This is a genomic window from Aquitalea sp. USM4, from assembly GCF_004328945.1.
In the GTDB taxonomy this organism is placed as follows: Bacteria; Pseudomonadota; Gammaproteobacteria; order Burkholderiales; family Chromobacteriaceae; genus Aquitalea; species Aquitalea pelogenes.
On the sequence record NZ_CP029539.1, the window covers coordinates 4,160,838 to 4,177,443 of the forward strand.

A 16,606-nucleotide genomic window follows, 5' to 3' on the forward strand; every position below is an offset into this window, starting at 1 on the left:
CTCCGCGCGGCAAGGTCAGTGTGCCGCGCCAGGCGGCGGCGGGCTGCCCGGTGCCCACTTCTCACGGTACTGGAACAGGAACAGTTGCGAGGCATCCGCGCCCATGGGCGCTTCGCGCGCGGCCCACTGTTCATCGTGCAGGTCCATGTCGGCGTCGTATTCGACATGGCAGCCCAGCGGCGAATTGAAATACCAGAACCAGTTGCTGCCAAAGCGGTGGCGTCCCGGCCCCCAGAAGCTCTGGTAACCCTTCTCGACAAAGCGGGTCCCGGCCAGCAGCACTTCAGTAGGGCCGCCCATGTGGAAGGTGAAGTGTTCGCAGCCTTTCATGAAGGGCGGCGTCTGGATCATGAACAGGGTGTGGTGATCTTGCGTGCCGGCCGGGCGCAGGAAGGGCCCCACACCGGTGAAACGGTCAGTGCAGCTGAAACCCAGGCGCTGATAAAAAGCCTCGGCCCTGGCGACATCAGGCACGAAATACACCACATGCGACAGGGTGCGTGGCAGCGCTGGCAAGTCCGCAGGCAAACCCAGCTGATTGGGTGGGCGCTGGGTGTCGCCGGGGCTGTTGACCCGCTCGGAAGGCAGCGCCAGATCGCGCCGCACCGTCAGCTGGAAAGCCAGCGCAAAGCCCATGTCATCGACGCTGCGGACCACGCCATCGCGACGGCTGACTTCGCGGTCACGGCGCAGTTCGGCTTCGATGGCGTCCAGCGTGGCGGCATCGGCCACGCCATAGACGGTTTCGCGCAACAGGCTGGCCGTACCCATGGCCGGTGGCAGGGTGGCGTCGTCCACGGCGCGCAGCACGATGGCGGTACCATCGAGGGCTTCGAAACGGTCGCCGCCTGCATCTTTCAAGCCGTAGTCGCGCAGGTACTGGCGGCAGGCGGGCAGATCATCCACGCCGAAAACCAGGGCATCGGGGCCAATGATGTTCATCGGTATTTCCTTTGATTGACTGAGTGTTTTGGTATTGCGTAGTGCGGTGGACATCAGGCCTTGGTACGCCCGCCCAGGGTTTCGGCCACCCAGTCAGCGATGACGTGACCGGCATTGATGGAGTTGTCGAAACTGGCGTGCTGCACCCCGCCCTCACGCTCGGTGAAAATCTTCAATTCACGCTTGGGGCTGTTGACCAGTTGTTCGTAGGTGCGCTGCGCCCACTTGAGCGGAATCTGGCTGTCCTTCTCGCCGTGGGTTACCAGGAAAGGCACGCGGATTTTCTCGACCACGCCATCCAGATGCACGTCTTCGGCAATGCGCATGAAGTCGTCGATGTCCTTCGCACCCCACACCCAGCACACGTGCTGCCAGTAGTGCGGCACCGGGAAGTCGCCCTCTTTTTCCAGACGGCGCTTCTGCACATCGCGCCAGTCGTGATTGGCGCCCCACACCACGCCGCAGGCAAAGCGCGGCTCCATGGCCACCACGCGCGGGCAGTAGTAACCGCCCAGCGAGACGCCTTCGCAGCCGATGCGTGCCGGGTCCACGTCGTCGCGCTGTTCCAGCCAGTCCACCACGTGGCGCGCCCAGTGCTCGGCATCGAAACGTGCGGTCAGGCCGTGCAGGCGCAGGGCTTCGCCGGTGCCGGGCTGGTCGATCACCAGCGAGGAGACGCCCCGCTCGGCCAGCCAGCCGGGCAGGCCGACCATGTATTTCATTTCCTTGGTCGAATCCAGCCCATTGAGCTGGACCAGCACCGGTGCCGGGCCATCAACCTTGCTGGCGCGGACATACAGCCCGGAAATGACCTTGCCCTCATAAGGAATTTCCACGCGCTCGCAGTTCTCGCCCGACAAGGCAATGCCGCGCTGGAACACCTCCAGGAAGCGCCGGTACAGTTCCAGCCGGCCCGGTGCACCGTGCCCCTGCAGGCGTTCACAGGTCAGCAGATAGCTGGCTGCGCGCTTGTACTTGGCACCGGCCGAGAGCAAGCGCCCGCGCACTTCGTCCTCGGCAGCCAGGCTGCACAGCTTTTCTGCCATGTCGGCCCAGGTGGCGCGAAAGGCGGCAGTGCCTTCCGCGTCCGGCTGCCTGGCGGCATCTTGCAAAGGCGCGCACATGGCTTCGATTTCTCCGATACGCGCGCCCATCTCGATGGCGAGATCGACGGAAAGATTCCAGACATAGTTCGTCGGGAAGTAACGGAACATGGTTTTACTCCTTGGATGATGAGAGATGCCGGGGAATGCGGCGTCCAATAGGCTCAGTGCCGCCCGTCCAGCCACAGCGGCATGGCGAAGTTGATCCAGACGGCATTGCTCTTGGCCGTGTTGGCGGCATACACGCCTTGCTGGTAGTTCATGTTGATGTTGAAGCTGCCGGCGTTGTAGGCCACGGTCGGCCCGATGGCGAAGCTGCGGGCGCGGTTGCCGGTGATGGTGCTGCCGTTCTGGCTGTCGTCGGTGAACTGGTTCAGATAGGAGCCGGTCACGCCGACCTTCCACTTGCCGAAGTTCCAGCCACCAATGAAGTCGGCGACATAGGCCGAGCCAGAGCGGTAGTGGGTATCGCTGTTCTTGTCATTGAAGAGCAGGCGGTTGGAAATGCCCAGGTCCAGGCCGTCCGGGTCGTTGTGGCGGATGGCCAGTACCGGCTGGTAGGAGTTGTAACCCACGGCCACGCTGGTGCGGGCCGGGTCGTAAGCACCACTCTTGAGGGCAAAGTCGAACCCCCAGGTGACATTGGTGTTGGCCGCCACGTCCCAGCGCAGCAGCAGCGGGGTGACGGTGACGTTGGAGAGGCCATTGTGGGTCTCGCCCTGCCCCGCTACTTCGGTATGCAGTGAAACAAGCGGCAGCACCAGTTGCGAATACACCTTGGCACCGAGAAATTCCACGCCATAGGAAGCCAGCAGGCGGGTGGTGGAACTGAAAGCGTCGGACTTGAACGGAATGGGCCGCTTGTTACCCTGGTTGTCGTAGAGGCCGTTCGAACTGCTGTAGTTGAACTGTTCCACTGCGAACACCCCCGGAATGGGCGGCAAGGCGGCGATGTATTCACTGGTCGATCCGGTCGGGAATGGCGAAATGCCACTTTCAAAGGCCAGCGCGGATTGCATGCTGCCGGCACCCAGAACGCTCAAGGCAGCATAAGCGGCCAGCCGACGGGCTGGTGCGTGTTTGGTTTTCATTTTTGTCTCCTAGTCTCCTACCTTGCCTGGCTTGTTGTTTCGCCGTTGCGGCGTATTGTCTGGGCCAGGCAGAACAGCGGTGCGGGGAGCACCACCGACTTGCCGTGCCGGCCTTTTCTCGTGTTTCCCTGCGAGGCCGTGCAGCGGATGAGTCAACATTAAGAGCGAGGTTGATATTGATCAAATGGATTGTTTTGATTCATGCTATGGACGGCATCAATACCTGACCGCACCCAGCAAGCCTGCGCAAGCAGCGCTGGCCGCCCACCGTGGAGACTTGTCCATGCGCTTCAACAAGCTTGATCTGAACCTGCTGGTCGCTCTGGATGCCCTGCTCACCGAACTCAACATCAGCCGCGCCGCCGAGAAGACCAATCTCAGCCAGTCAGCCATGAGCAATGCCCTGGCGCGCCTGCGTGAATACTTCGATGACGAATTGCTGATCCAGGTTGGACGCCGCATGCAACCCACACAGCGCGCCGAGGTGCTGCGCGACGCGGTCAACGATGTGCTGCGGCGTATCGAAGGCTCCATCTCGGCCAAGCCAGCCTTTATTCCTGGCGAATCGAACCGGGAATTCCGCATCTCGGTGTCGGATTTCAGCCTGAGCGTGCTGATCCCGCGGGTAATTGCGCGTGCGCATGCCCAGGGGCCGCGTATCCGCTTTGCGCTGATCCCGCAGGTGCAGGACCCGACGCGCGCACTGGACCGCGCCGAGGTGGATTTGCTGGTGCTGCCGCAGGAATTCTGCACGCCCGACCACCCTGCCGAAGAAGTCTTTATCGAACGCCACGTGTGCGCGGTGTGGCGCGGCAGCGCCTTGTCCGAAGGCGAGCTCACGCTGGAGCGCTACATGAACGCCGGCCATGTGGTGATGGTGCCGCCCGGCACCAACTCCAGCTCGGTGGAAGCATGGATGGCCAACAAGCTGGGCTTTGCGCGACGCGTGGAGGTAACCAGTTTCAGCTTTGCCTCTTGCGTGGAACTGGTGCAGGGGACGGACCGTATCGCCACCGTACACAGCCGCCTGGCACACAAGCTGGCACCGCTGCTGCCGGTGGTATTGAAGGAAAGCCCGCTACCGCTGGCGCAGATGCATCAGATGATGCAATGGCATCGCTATCGCACCAATGACCCCGGCATTGAATGGTTGCGTCAGATCATCCTGGAGAGCGCGCGCGAGATGGAAGAGGACATGGGCTGATGAAGCCGCAGCTGCGGACAGCCCGGCCATGCCGGCAAATGAACTGGCTTGTGATAGGAAGCATTCGCCGGGGCATGACACGACAGCGGGCAAGGAAGATCTGTGCAGCACAAAAAACAGATGCCAGGCTGCCAGTACCGGGCGCAGCAAAAGAAGACCAAGTAGAGCTGCTGGCAGTGACCCAGCCTTAGCCTGGGCATACCGCAGCATCGGCTTTTACAGCGCTTACAAAGCCGATTCACGCATTGCGGGCTGCAGTGGTAGCGCGGGCTGGAACAGGGGTTGCGGTCCTGATGTCCGGCCCCCCATTCATCTCACCCTCACCCACACGATGGATGCCGCAGGCGTCTTTTGCTCTGTGCCTGCACTGCGGTCACGGCCAGGTAAGCGCCTCCACTGAGTGCGGTAATCCAGAAACTGCTTGGCCAGTCCGTATGGAAGGCCAGGGTAATGCCAAGCCACGCTTCAGCCAGTGCCAGTACCGCCGACAACACCACCCCGGCGCCGAGATGGGCGGTCAGTTTCTGCGCGGTTGCCGCAGGCCCTACCATCAGCGTGAAGACCAGCAAGACGCCAACAATCTGGATGCATTCAGCGGTGGTCAGGGCAACAATGGCCAGAAAGAGCATGGAAACATGACGCAAAGAAACGCCCTTGGCCTCTGCCAGCTCGGGTTGCAGACTGGCAAACACCAGGGGCCGGGCCATGAAGGCAAGCAAGAGCAGGCAAGCCATGCCCAGCCATCCCAATGTCCATAGCGTTTCGGTACTCACCCCGAGGACGTTGCCAAACAGCAAGGCCGTGGCTTGCGTGGCATAGGCCGTAAAGAAATGGAGAAACAGCATGCCCAGCCCCAGGGCCAATGAAAGGATGGTGCCGATCACGATGTCACTGCCCTGCAGGCGCTCGCCCAATGCCCCCATGGAAACGCCACCGAGCAAGGTAACCACAATCAGCCCCCACATGGGCGACACGCCAAGCAGCGCTGCGCCGGTTGCACCGGCAAAACCAACGTGTGACAAGGCATGGCCGGCAAAAGTCTGGCCGCGCATCACCAGAAAGAACCCCACCACACCGGCAAGCACGGACACCAGGCCCGCGGCGATGAAAGCGTTCTGCATGAAATCGTATTCAAGCATGGTGACAGTGCTCCTCTTTTTCCACTTCGCTATCGCCTGCCATCACGAAAATGCGGTTTTTCATGCGAATCACATCAATGGTGGAACCATACAAGCGCGATAACACCGGCGTGGTAATCACCTCGTCCACCTTGCCCAGCGCAGCCTGACCCCGTCCCAGATACAACACCTGGTCGATGGCACCGAGCAGCGGATTGAGTTCATGCGCGCTGAAGATCACGGTAATCCCCAACTCTTGCTGCACTTGCTTCACCAGCGTCACTACCCCGTGCTGGTGGTGCGGGTCCAGACTGATCAGGGGCTCATCCAGCAGCAGCAAGCGTGGCCGCCCCAACAAGGCTTGTGCCAGCAGCAGCCGCTGCCGCTCGCCCCCTGAGGTTTCCATGAGGGGGCGTCGTGCCAGCCCGGCAGCCCCCACCATGTCGAGCGCCCAGTGCACTTCCTGCCGCTCGGCCCTGTTCAGGATGGGCAGGCCCCATCGATGACCATTGCAAGCGCTGGCGACAAAGTCCCAGCCACGCAAACGCATGGTACCTGCCAGACTGCGCAGCTGCGGGATATAACCTATAGCAGCATTGCCGCGCGAGACCGGCTCACCCAGTACCTGGATGCTGCCACCAGCTGGCTGTATCAAGCCAAGTATCGTGCGCATCAGCGTGGTCTTGCCTGCCCCGTTGGGGCCGAGCATGCCAATAAAGAGTCCCTGGCCAATATCCAGGCTCACGTCGGACAAGACCGTCCTTCCTGCGAAAGAAACGGTCACCTGTTGCAATGAAAGTGCGTTCATCACTTGCCGGACAACAAGGCTTGATGCAGCGCGTTCAGTTGACCAAGCATCCAGTCCTGATAGTGCTTGCCTGCTGGCGTGGTTTCGGTGACGCCCACCACGGGAACTCTGGATTCCCTGGCAATCTTCTGAACCCGCTTGGCCGATTGGTCCGATGCCTGGCTGTTGTAGAACAGCACTTTCACCTGATGGGTTTTCAGGTCGTTTTCGAAGGCGGCAACGTCACTGGCACTCGGCTCGGTGTTGTTCATGACGGCCAGCTGGAATTTTTCATTACGCATCTTCAAGCCAAGTGCGCTTGCCATATACCCGAATACCGGCTCGGTGGCGGTAACAGGCGTGCCCGCGTATCTGGCATGCATCGACTTTACTTTGCTGTTGATCACCTGCAGCGAATCCAGGAAGCGTTTCAGGTTCTGTTCGTACTCGGCCTTGCTGGACGGATCCGCAGCCTCAAGCTCCAGCGCAATCGCTTTCGCCACCAGCGGCATGGTGGCCGGGTCGTACCACAGGTGGGGGTTGTCACCGGTTTTCTTTTGCATCAATTGACCGGCAACGATTTCCTTGCGACCCGGTGCTTTGGCAGCGGACAGCAGCTTGGCCATCCACGGGTCGTAATCGATGCCGTTGTACACCACCAGCCTGGCGGCACTCAGGGCCTTGGCTGTCGATGCACTGGCTTCAAACAGGTGTGGGTCCTGATCCGGGTTGCTCAGGATGCTGGTGACATGCACATGCTTGCCGCCAATTTGCTGCGCAACATCGCCATAGAAATTCTCGCCAGCCACAACGTTGATCGGCTGGCCGGATGCCTGTGCCAACAACGATGTGCAGGCCAGGGCCAGGAGTGAAGCAAGGCGGGTGATGCGATTCATGTGTATTCTCACTTTCAAATGTTATGTTATAACGCTTCGTCGATTCTATGTAATGATATAACATTGTGCAAACTATTTTGCTGCCCCCACCTGCCAGGCAAAACCGGATCGCCACGGTTGGCGGTGGGCACTGTGATGACCAGGAGCCACGACAATGACTGTCGCCCTCAAGCCAGCGCCTTGCGCTTTACCACCCACCACTTCATTCCACGATGCCGCCCGCTTGACCGATCTTGTACGCATTTTCGACGAAGATGTGCAGCTCTGCCTGTATCAGCGCAGCCCGGTGGAGTCCATCACCCGCTACTTTGCCGCAGCAGGCGAGCAAGGCTTGCTCGGGCTGGGATTCCGGCTCCTGGCCACCCCGGGCCAGCCACTGGATATTCCAGCACTTGCAGCACTGCCAGGACGTGACGCCCTGGTCCAGGACATGGCTTATCTGCTTGAAATTTATGGCGAACTGCTGGGCTGCCCACAGGTGGGCATGCGGCTTGAGGTGCTCGATCGTGCCATGTGCCCGCGCTTTCATGTCGACCGGACGGGCGTGCGTATGTTGTGCACCTACCAGGGCCAGGGTACCGAATGGCTCAGTGAGGAAGCCACCGACCGCAGCAAGCTGGGCAACCTGGCACAAGGGATGCCGGACGAGACTTCAGGGCTTATCCGTAACCCCAAGGCCATCCGGCAGGCTCCACCCTTTTCCCTGCTTCTGCTCAAGGGAACGCAATGGCAGGGCAATCATGGACGCGGAGCGATACACCGCTCCCCCACCCCGGACCCGCTTGAGCCATGCCGTGTACTACTGGCGCTGGATGCAATCTGGTAGCCCGCGCCCGATTTGAATTCCCAAGGAGAAAACCATGCAAAAACTTCCTGTCACCGTGCTGTCCGGCTTTCTTGGTGCCGGTAAAACCACCCTGCTCAATCACATCCTCAACAACCGTGAAGGCAAGCGGGTTGCCGTCATCGTCAACGACATGTCGGAAGTCAATATCGATGCCCGCCTGGTACGCGAGGGCGGCGCAGCCTTGTCCCGCGCCGAAGAAAAACTGATCGAGATGAGCAATGGCTGCATTTGCTGCACCCTGCGTGAAGACCTGTTGCTTGAAATTGGCCGACTGGCACGCTCCCGGCGCTTTGACTACTTGCTGATCGAATCGACCGGCATTGCCGAACCATTGCCGGTAGCAGAAACCTTTGTTTTCCGGGATGACGATGGAGCAAGCCTGTCGGACATTGCCCGGCTGGACACCATGGTGACGGTGGTCGATGCCTGTAATTTTTTGCGCGACTACAGTTGCCGCGACCAACTGACTGACCGAGGTGCAAGCCTGGGCGAAGAAGATGAACGCCGCGTGGTGGACTTGCTGGTTGAGCAAGTGGAATTCTGTGACGTCATCGTGCTGAACAAAACCGATCTGGTAAGCCCGCAAGAGCTGGACCGCCTCGACAGCATTCTGCGCTCGCTCAATCCGCACGCCGACATCGTGCGCAGCGCGTTTGGCACGGTCCCCCTCAAGTGCGTGCTCAATACCGGTCGCTTCGATTTCGACAAGGCATCAGAGGCCGCCGGATGGCTGGCCGAGTTGCGTGGCGAGCATGTACCGGAGAGCGAGGAATACGGCATCAGCAGTTTCGTCTACCGTGCCCGCCGGCCATTCCATCCACAACGGCTATGGGACTGGTTTTCATGCCAATGGTCCGGAGTGATACGTTCCAAAGGCTACTTCTGGCTGGCAAGTCGGCCTGATTTTGCAGGCAACTGGTCTCAGGCGGGTGCCATCTCGCGTCATTCCTGTGCCGGCCTGTGGTGGGCAGCGGTCGCCAGGGAAGACTGGCCGGAAGACCCGGAAAGTCTGGCAATGATTGAGGCGCGCTGGGAAGCACCATGGGGTGACCGCCAGCAGGAACTGGTAATGATCGGCATGAATATGGACGAAGCCGCACTGATTGCCCGGTTTGACGCCTGCCTGCTGACCGATGCCGAACTGGCAGCCACGGAAAAAAGCAGCGCCGGCCTGGCCGACCCCTTCCCAAGCTGGACCTTGAACCCGCCAGAGAACACTGCCTGAACTAGAGAGTCAGGAGTGAAATGCCTTGCTTGCTGGATACCGGCAAGATGAACGGAGCCATCTTCCGTCCGGTGTGCAAGGCAGCGCGCAGGCCAGACTGCCGCCAGACTGTTGGGCTCCGGCGGTTGGTCGTTCCAGACGGGTAGCCGCATCAATCACGCCTTCAGTCATCGTTGCCATATTGCGCTGGCTGCCCTGCCCGGCACAGACGCATGCCATGCCACAAGCCTGCACACACACTTCATTTCGTCATCAACAATAATATTCCCTTGTTCTGACCCGGGCTCTGGTCTATCAAAAGAAAGGCAATAAACCGGGTTATTTGTAAGGGATTGTTTTTTATCAATTTACCGGACAGACCCGACAAATCATAATAGTGGTGGGGAAAGATCATGTTGAGCCAACTATCCGTAAGACAAAAACTGCTCGGGGGCTTTACCCTGGTCATCATGCTGTTGTTCGTCCTGCTGGGCGTGGCGATTTTCAATATGAAAATCATCAATAGCAAAATCGTCGACATGACGCAGCACCGCTACCCCGAAATCAGCCTGGCCAATAGCATCACCACCAAATCGCTGGATATAGGCCAGCAAATCCGTAATGCCATCATATTCAGTGCTGACAATACCGAGGAGTACCTGGCAAAGGCCGACAAGCTGGACAAGAGCCTGGATGAAGACATGGCCAAGATAGAGCCGTTGCTTTCCACAGCAAAGGGCAAATCCTTGTTTGCCCAGCTGAAGCAGGAAGACCAGGCATTGAGCGCTGCGCTGGATCAGATCTACCCCTTGATTCGCAGCCACAAGTCAGCTGAAGCTGCGGCCATGGTGAAACAGAAGCTCTCTCCGGCCAACAATGCATACATTGCCAGCCTGAAGGAGTTTTCCTCCTTTCAGGAAGAGCTGATGCAAAAATCGATTCAGGATGCCACCGGCGCTTACCAGGAAGCCATGGTCAGCATGATGACGGTGGGTGGCATTGCCCTGCTACTGGCCATGACTTGCGCCCTGTTCATCGCCCGGCTGATCACCGTCCCGCTGCAAAAATCGGCACGGCTGGTAGAACAGATCCGCCAGGGAAACCTCACCGGCCAGGATGAGGACTACCCCAAGGCACGGGACGAAGCCATTCAGATTGCGCATGGTATTCAGGAAATGCGCAGTGGCCTGCGCGAGATCGTGAAGTCCATCCAGTTGAATGCACACAATGTGGCGGACTCAGCCCGAGAACTGTCCAGCATGGCAGAACAGGTAGCCAGCGGTGCCCAGCATCAGGCCGAAGCCACCTCTCAAGCCGCCGCCACCATCGAACAGCTGACAGTCAGCATCAACCACGTTGCCGACAACTCCGACGAAGCCAAGCGCCAGTCCCAGCAGACCGGCAGTCTGGCGCGTGACGGTGGCAAGGAAGTGATTGATTCGGTGGCCCGCATCAAGGATGTCAGCCATGCAGTCAGTGGCACATCTACCCAGATGAACATGCTGAGCAAGGAAGTGGAGAAAATTGACAGCATCGTCACGGTAATCCGCGATGTTGCCGACCAGACCAATCTGCTGGCACTGAACGCCGCCATCGAAGCCGCACGAGCAGGGGAAATGGGCCGAGGCTTTGCTGTGGTGGCCGACGAGGTACGCAAGCTGGCAGAACGAACCACTTCTTCCGCCAGTGAAATTACCCAGATGATCAACTCCATCCAGCATGGCGTCAGCCGCGTTGTTGGAAGCATGGATACCAGTCTGGATAGTGTGCAGGCCGTTACCAGCAGCACCGAACTGGCCTCGCAGACCATAGAACGGATTGGCAACAGCACCCACGCCATCGAGCGCAGCATTGCCAACATCACCGACGCTCTGGGTGAACAGCGTACCGCCAGTCAAAGCCTGGCTCAAAACATGGAGCGGGTGTCGCATATGGCCGAGGAGAACAGCGCCACCGTGGAGGAGTTGGCCACCACATCGGCCCAGCTAAGCTCCCTGTCCCATGATTTGCAAGGTATTACTGCGCGCTTTCAGCTATAGCATGTCAGCCCTTGGTGACACCCGTCCGGTTTACTGAAGGTATTGGTGGCCGCTTTCAATGGGAACGCGGCCATTTTCATCAGCTGTTCGCGCATCTGCATTGGCCGAGCTGCTGCCGAACAAGCCGACACAACGCCAACAGGTCGGCCAGAGCGGACACTCGACAGGTAAGTGTGGAGCGACAGGTTTACACGGAATACCAGACACATCCATTTCACGTGTCAATTAGAATCCTGGAGAGAGGTCTGTCCCGCTCTCCGAGGACAGCAGGACAGGCCACCATCCCGGTATCGACCTTGGCTTGTCACTTCAAAAGCGGGTCGGCTTTACCCAGGAAATACCGCAGCGTCAGCTTTTGCACCCATGATGCATAGGGAGGGTGAAAGAGCTGTGTCGGAAAAAATCGCCGCCGCTTGAATACAGTGCGCGCGTGTGACAACTCCCGGAAGCCTTCAATACCGTGGTAAGTACCCATACCCGAATTACCATTGCCACCGAAGGGCGCATCATGGTTCACCACATGCCAGCCCCAGTCGTTAATGGTGACCCCGCCTGAGCGCGTGCCGGCAAGCAGGATGTTCTGCTCCTGCCTGTCGTGTGAGAAGCAATACAGCGCCAGTGGACGCGGGCGCTGGGACAAATAGCGCAACACCTCATCCATGGAGTCGTAACCCAGCACCGGAAGAATGGGACCGAACAGTTCCTCCTGCATCACCCGCATGTCGGCACTGCAGTTAAGCACGATGTGCAAGGGCATGCGACGCCTCGGTTCATCGACATCACAGGGCGCACAGGGGATGACGGTTGCCCCCTTGGCACGGGCATCGGCCAGCATGTCCTGCAGGCGCTGGAACTGGCGTTCATTGATGATGGAGGTGTAGTTACGGTTGCTGGCATAACTAATGCCGACCATGGTTGCAAAGCTCTGTCGCGCCATGGTGATAAAGGCATCCATACGAGCCCGAGGTACCAGTGCATAGTCTGGTGCCACGCAAATCTGTCCGGCATTGCTGGTTTTGCCATGCACGATGCGTCTGGCTGCATCCTCAATAGGGTAGTCCACCCCTACCACTGCGGGTGACTTGCCACCAAGCTCCAGGGTAACCGGGATGAGGTTATCTGCCGCCGCCCGCATGATGGCCTTACCTACTGCAGGCGAGCCGGTAAACACGATGTGATTGAAAGGCAGTGAGGTGAACAACTCGTAGTCAGGCAGTTTTTCAAACACCACCACCACTTCGTCCTCGGCAAACACTTCTTCCAGCATGCGCGCCAGCACCCTGCCTGTTTTAGCGGCGGCCTCTGGCATTTTCAGCATTACCCTGTTTCCAGCAGCCAGTGCTGCCGCCAGCGGGCCTAGCGCCAGGTAGATCGGAAAATTCCAGGGCACGATGATGCCAACCACCCCCTTGGGTTGATATATCACCTGCAAGACATTGCTCTTGAACAACAATTCGGTCGAACGCCGTGACGGTTTCATCCAGCGACCAACATGGGAGATCAGATGGTTCAGCTCCAGCGTGGACCCCAGAAGGTCAAACAGCTTCGACTCCGTAGCAGAACGGCAGCCAAAATCGGCATTCATCGCCTCAACCAGCACATCCTGGTAACGACCGAGCTGCCGCTTGAGCAGGCCTAGCCTGGACCGTCGCTCCCTGGCATTGGAACAGGGATCGGCTTCAAATGCGGCCTGCTGGGCAGCAAAAATGCCTTGTAGCCAGCATCCCACGTCGCTTCGGGAGGCAAAATCGACATCATCACGCTTCATGCTGTTTTCCCTTTGTGCGTAAGCTCACTGGCGATGCTGCCGGATGCCCCGAAAGTAGATAACAAACAGATGGATCATTCGGCCTCATGTTTGCCAGCAAACAGCCCGCCAAGAGGACTGATGTCGCGTTGGCGGCCCCCATCAAATTCAGGCACGCGTTGCTCATGGCAGTGCTGCTCCGGCGTTCAGACGCAATTGCAGGCCGTCAGTGTGGGCAATGAAGGCTGGTCGTGCATCCTGCAGTCCCAGTGCACGCAGGTTCTCCGCCATGCGATGGTTAGTGCGGCCAATGTGCATGCGGACCGAGCCTGGCAGACACATTGGCCCTTTGGCACGGATATTGACCAGGGTTCGCAGCATTTGCCCATGGTGTGCGGAGTAGAGAATAAGATTGATCAAAGGGGCAGTTACCCCGGGACCAATCTTGCCGGACAGGCTGCATAGCGGACTACCACCCGCAGGATCATGCACCGCACCGTGGAACTGTCCCTGTTGCAGCGAGAAATCAATCGGTGTCACAAACTTCGGATAGCCCCAGATATCACGTCCGGCCGCACAAGCCGCCGGGGTGGTGACCGGCAGGTCAATCACATTGAAACCGACAATCCCCTTGTCCACCGACCTGAACAAGGAAAGCAGTGGCCTTGCCGGTTGCCGGCTTCCCTTTGGCACGCATGCAATGGCGGTACCTACCTCGTTGTAACTGCCGATGGAGGTGGTTCGGTATTGATAAAACGCCAGTACCGCCAGTGCCTTGCGGCCAAAACGGACAACATCCAGCCCATCACTCAACAAGCTTTGTGCACGCGCGCAGTCAACCCAGAAGAATGCCATGCACTGGGAACTGTCGTAATAGAGGATGGGCATCTCCACTTCGCCTTCCGAGGTGGAAACGGTGTTTCTCGGATATTGGAAAAACGCATCACTATCCCAAGGTTTCATGCTTACACCCCTACGGTAAATCGGTCATCCAGAAGATGACCCTGCCAGTCTTCAATGAGTGACAGGCGGTTGATCTGGTTTGTCCCTTCAAAAATCCGGGTCAGGCGCACATCACGGAATATCTGCTCCACACGCTGGTCGTGCAGACCGCCATGGTCGGCCAGAAGATCCATGGCCATTTCGCAGACATGCTGCGCGCGATCAGTAACATGGAACTTGCAGAGCGAGGCATGGAGCTGTCTGGGTTGCCATGCATGTCGCGCCTCCTGCCACACCAGGCTGCGTATGGCCCGGGTCTCGGCCACCATGCTGGCCAGATGCAGCTGTACATCCTGGTAGTGGATCAGGGGTTTGCCTGCCAGCGTGTACTGTCGGGCAAACCGGATGGCAGTTTCCGTTGCGGCACGGGCAAAACCCACGCCCATGGACGCCACCGGAATCCGCGAGGTATTGAGCGTAGCCCGGTTGATCAGCCACCCCTGGCGCAGCCCTCCGATGACACGGTGGTGAGGAACAAACACGTTTACAAACTCCACCTCGGCAGCACCGGACGCCCGCATGCCCATTTTCAGTTCGGTACGGGGTACCGCAACGCCCGCGCTGTGACTGTCGACATGGAAGCATGTCCAGGACTCCATCCCCTCGCCTTTCAGCGCTGCAAAGACCGTCATGCTCTTGGCAAGGTCTCCGCCGCTGATATAACACTTGCGGCCATTGAGCAAATATCCGCCCTCGGTCGGGGTGGCCACCACACCGGGCTTGTACTGCTCGGCACCATGACCTTCTTCCACATCAGAGCCGGCCTGCGGCTCGGTGATGGCAAAGGCGACAAGATGTGGCTCGCCTCGCAGGTTGCTGCGATATATCGGTAGCAGCTCGCGCATGATGGTCTTGATATTGCCGGAGAGCAGCAAGGGCATGCAGCCCAAGTGGTGGGCGGACAGCAGCAGCATGAGGCCGCCACAAGCCCGGCTGAACTCTTCTACCACCAGACTGCAAGCCCAGATGGGTGGCCGGGTAGTCGCCGCCCAAGGCAGGCTCCCCAACGGCGCGGGCAGGAAATAACTCAGCCAGCCCTCTTTACCGGCTTCAACCAGTAACGCCTGCACGGCAGGATGGCATTCCCCGGCGGCCAGGTGTGGTGCGCGGTCGATCTCGGCCGAAAGTGGCTGCAGATGCTGTTCGGCAAAGCGTCTTGCCTTCAAGCGCAGGCGGGCTAACCCACCCGGAAGGCGTGAGAAATCGGTTTCCCACAAATCGGGCAGCGGGCTATTGCTGACCAGCCGTGTCAGCAAAGGCAGATTGCGATAGTGCAGTTGGGGGGACAGCAGGTGATCAAACGGCAAATGGCCATCAAGATGAGCGATGCGTGTCATGCTTGTACCTCACCCAGCCCTGCCAGCAACAGCGGCAGCTCACGGGTGCCTCCTGCTTGCAACTTCAACATGTTCTGGTCACGCACGATTTTTTCAGCACCCAGATCGCGCATATAGCCAAGACCACCATGCGCCTGAACCGCCTGGTTGGCCGCGTGACAGAGCAAGGCATGCGTTGTGGCGCGGGCGCTTGCCACTTCCCGCATGGATAGCCTATCCAGCGGGCGTGACAGCCGCTGGATACCGGCATCAGCCTGTTGCACCGCTATCTCCAGCTCACCCAGCATCTGCTGGACGGCGGCATGCCCGGCAATCACTTTCCCGCCTTGACGGCGGACGCTGGTGAAATCGACAGTCATATCCTGCGCACGCGCCAATGCACCCGCACCGATGGCCAGCAGACCCAGCATGTCAAGCATCAACATACGGGCGTAGAACATCCCGTCATCTCTTGGCACCACGTGTACCGGCACATCCGCCATCGGCTCCAGCTGAACACGAAAGCTGCTCAGGTCATCAAAGCCATGTTGAGAGGACAATGTCTCCACCTGCATCCGGCTGCGCGGTGCCAGCTGCCATCCAATCCGCCCTTCCTGCCACACCGGCCACAATACAGACTGCCACACCGGCACTGCGGTCAGCACGCCGGGCTTGCTTTGGCGGTCCAGCCAGTCTTGCAGCTTGGGTTTGTCCTCTCCGGAGCACTCACCCGCCAGGTACTGGCCAAGACTGGCTTGCGCCAAGCCATAATGCCCGGTACTCAGCAGCGTGGTATCAAGCACCGTCGCCTTCTCCGCCCGGATTCCCAGAGCAGACATCACATGCCGGGCCAGCGCATAACGGTGCCAGGCAAAGGCAAGGCCCGCATTTGCATGGCCCACGTGGCGCAACAAGCCCATATTGAAAGCCATTGCCCCACTGCCCGTGACATCCTCCCACAGTGAAAAACCGGGCTCTTCCTGACCAAGCGGCAGCAGACCCATCTCGCTTGCTTCATTACTCAGCGCGAGCAGAACATCCAGGCTAACAGGTATTTCTGGGCGTTCAGATCCCGGAGCAATCCGTTCCCGGGCAAAGATGGCGACTTCAGCCAGCAAGCCGTCGACATCTTCCATCTCGATTGTCATCGTTTCCTCCTCCTTGTTTTGTTTTGCTGTCAACTACGTGTCATCAACTTAACAAGGAAGTCCCTTCACTCCGTATAGCGGCCACGGTCATAAAATCTTTTTTGCCGGACAATCGCCAACATGACTGGAGACAACCGCGACAGCAGCAGTGCCCGATACCTG

Annotated in this window: 14 protein-coding genes; 4 read left to right on the plus strand and 10 right to left on the minus strand. The window is 59.2% G+C overall.

Translation table 11 applies throughout. The annotated features are described in order from the left end of the window. Nucleotides 1-15: 15 nt before the first annotated feature. From DKK66_RS19110 to DKK66_RS19120, 3 genes are read right to left on the minus strand one after another with little or no spacing between them, the layout of a single operon-like run. Entirely contained in the window at nt 16-942 is a 927-nt protein-coding gene (locus DKK66_RS19110) for a VOC family protein (RefSeq protein ID WP_131360602.1), read from the minus strand. Nucleotides 943-995: 53 nt separating this feature from the next. Next, nucleotides 996-2,156: a S9 family peptidase gene (locus DKK66_RS19115; RefSeq protein ID WP_131360604.1), complete on the minus strand. Its 1,161-nt coding sequence runs from the start codon at nt 2,154-2,156 to the stop codon at nt 996-998. Nucleotides 2,157-2,209: 53 nt separating this feature from the next. Then, the gene (locus DKK66_RS19120) at nt 2,210-3,136 is read right to left on the minus strand and encodes a transporter (protein WP_207389824.1); all 927 of its coding nucleotides are present in this window, start codon (nt 3,134-3,136) and stop codon (nt 2,210-2,212) included. 283 nt (nt 3,137-3,419) lie between these two features. Between DKK66_RS19120 and DKK66_RS19125 the strand changes: the two genes are divergently transcribed. Next, nucleotides 3,420-4,340, plus strand: a complete 921-nt coding sequence (locus tag DKK66_RS19125) for a LysR family transcriptional regulator (protein ID WP_131360605.1) — start codon at nt 3,420-3,422, stop codon at nt 4,338-4,340. Nucleotides 4,341-4,660: 320 nt separating this feature from the next. Here DKK66_RS19125 and DKK66_RS19130 read toward each other — a convergent pair whose 3' ends face one another. The 3 genes from DKK66_RS19130 to DKK66_RS19140 form a co-directional block, all read right to left on the minus strand. Beyond that, complete coding sequence (locus DKK66_RS19130) at nt 4,661-5,479, minus strand: metal ABC transporter permease (protein WP_131360607.1); 819 nt, start codon at nt 5,477-5,479, stop codon at nt 4,661-4,663. Then, nucleotides 5,472-6,203: a metal ABC transporter ATP-binding protein gene (locus DKK66_RS19135; protein WP_242673633.1), complete on the minus strand. Its 732-nt coding sequence runs from the start codon at nt 6,201-6,203 to the stop codon at nt 5,472-5,474. Before DKK66_RS19135 ends, DKK66_RS19130 begins: the two co-directional genes overlap by 8 nt. Nucleotides 6,204-6,265: 62 nt before the next feature. After that, entirely contained in the window at nt 6,266-7,141 is an 876-nt protein-coding gene (locus DKK66_RS19140) for a metal ABC transporter solute-binding protein (protein ID WP_131360611.1), read from the minus strand. 154 nt (nt 7,142-7,295) lie between these two features. Between DKK66_RS19140 and DKK66_RS19145 the strand changes: the two genes are divergently transcribed. The 3 genes from DKK66_RS19145 to DKK66_RS19155 all read left to right on the plus strand — a co-directional run bounded on the left by DKK66_RS19145 (nt 7,296) and on the right by DKK66_RS19155 (nt 11,231). Further along, a complete protein-coding gene (locus tag DKK66_RS19145; RefSeq protein WP_131360613.1) occupies nt 7,296-7,967 on the plus strand; it encodes a DUF1826 domain-containing protein in 672 nt (223 codons plus the stop codon). A gap of 34 nt (nt 7,968-8,001) precedes the next feature. Beyond that, nucleotides 8,002-9,213 carry a zinc metallochaperone GTPase ZigA gene (gene zigA, locus DKK66_RS19150; protein ID WP_131360615.1) on the plus strand — a complete coding sequence of 404 codons (1,212 nt, stop codon included), beginning with the start codon at nt 8,002-8,004 and terminating at the stop codon, nt 9,211-9,213. 392 nt (nt 9,214-9,605) lie between these two features. After that, nucleotides 9,606-11,231, plus strand: coding sequence for a methyl-accepting chemotaxis protein (locus DKK66_RS19155; RefSeq protein WP_131360617.1), 1,626 nt, complete (start codon nt 9,606-9,608; stop codon nt 11,229-11,231). Nucleotides 11,232-11,535: 304 nt separating this feature from the next. Here DKK66_RS19155 and DKK66_RS19160 read toward each other — a convergent pair whose 3' ends face one another. The 4 genes from DKK66_RS19160 to DKK66_RS19175 form a co-directional block, all read right to left on the minus strand. Next, nucleotides 11,536-12,999: a coniferyl aldehyde dehydrogenase gene (locus DKK66_RS19160; protein WP_131360619.1), complete on the minus strand. Its 1,464-nt coding sequence runs from the start codon at nt 12,997-12,999 to the stop codon at nt 11,536-11,538. A gap of 162 nt (nt 13,000-13,161) precedes the next feature. After that, the gene (locus DKK66_RS19165) at nt 13,162-13,941 is read right to left on the minus strand and encodes an acetoacetate decarboxylase family protein (RefSeq protein ID WP_131360621.1); all 780 of its coding nucleotides are present in this window, start codon (nt 13,939-13,941) and stop codon (nt 13,162-13,164) included. A 2-nt stretch (nt 13,942-13,943) separates the two neighbouring features. Next, nucleotides 13,944-15,317 (minus strand): acyl-CoA dehydrogenase family protein, encoded by a 1,374-nt coding sequence (locus DKK66_RS19170; protein WP_131360623.1) that lies wholly within the window; start codon nt 15,315-15,317, stop codon nt 13,944-13,946. Beyond that, nucleotides 15,314-16,444, minus strand: coding sequence for an acyl-CoA dehydrogenase family protein (locus tag DKK66_RS19175; RefSeq protein ID WP_131360625.1), 1,131 nt, complete (start codon nt 16,442-16,444; stop codon nt 15,314-15,316). Before DKK66_RS19175 ends, DKK66_RS19170 begins: the two co-directional genes overlap by 4 nt. Nucleotides 16,445-16,606: the final 162 nt, after the last annotated feature.